Genomic DNA, 910 nt, shown 5'->3' with positions numbered 1-910 from the left:
CGCGACGGACCGCAGCGAGGCCAGCACGCTCTCCTCGAGCGCGTCGCCCGCCTTCCTCCCGCGCGCGAGCAGCGGCATGAGGTCCTTCGGCCGCTCGCGGCCCCTGAACCGCTCCCTCAGGGCGCCCGGGGCCGTCGTGAGCATCGACTTCGCGCAGGCCACGCAGGACGTGGACGTCGCGACGGCCAGCCTGCGCGCGACGTAGAGCTGGCGCACCGCCTCGACCCAGCCGTCCTGCGACTTCGGCACGGAGCAGCCCTTCCCGGACGCCGCCTTGCGCGCCGCGCGCTCGGCGTCCAGCGGGTCGCTCTTCCCCTCGCCGGGCCTCACCTTGTCCCTCTTGGGCCTGAGCACCTCGACGACGTTGTACCCGAGCTCCACGAGCCTCCTCGTCAGCCCGGCCCCGTACGATGCCGTGCCCTCGACGCCGACGACCATGCAGCTCCCCGGGTCGCCTATCGCCTCCGCCAGCCTGTCGTAGCCCTCGGGGTCGGCCCCGAAGCTCCCGCTCCAGATCTTCCTCCCGAGGCCGTCGAGCAGGCACAGGACATGCACGTCCTTGTGCGTGTCGACGCCCGCGATGACCGTTTCGCCTTCCATTTTCGCTCCCCTCGGTCTGCCGCCTGCTCCGCGCCCGGGTCTCCCAGACATTGCACTGACGGGAGCGCTACAATCCAATTGGCTTGTCCGATTGTCCGCGCTCATGCTCCTATTAGGTCATGGCAGGACTCCGGGACGCGGATGCCGGGGCGAGACAGGTCGGATTTGAGGACGGCCGAAGAGGCGTCAGCAGGTCAGTGGGTCATCGTCCCGGCATTCAGCATCAGGGTAGCGCTGCGACGCGGAAATCGCGCGCCGTTGCCGCGCCCCGCAGTGCCCGCTTCCCCCGAGAACAATTATCAGTGCAGGT

Annotated in this window: 1 protein-coding gene; it reads right to left on the bottom strand. The window is 69.7% G+C overall.

Going from position 1 to position 910, the window contains the following annotated elements; translation table 11 throughout:
* A partial coding sequence (locus PGW49_RS10365) for an IS110 family transposase (protein WP_270226451.1) occupies nucleotides 1-600 on the bottom strand: 600 nt, incomplete at its 3' end.
* Nucleotides 601-910: the final 310 nt, after the last annotated feature.

It is taken from the genome of Collinsella aerofaciens (genome assembly GCF_027679495.1).
Taxonomy (GTDB): Bacteria; Actinomycetota; Coriobacteriia; order Coriobacteriales; family Coriobacteriaceae; genus Collinsella; species Collinsella aerofaciens_AK.
The sequence above is the reverse complement of the archived record's forward strand: the minus strand, read 5'-3'. Positions and strand labels throughout refer to the sequence as shown.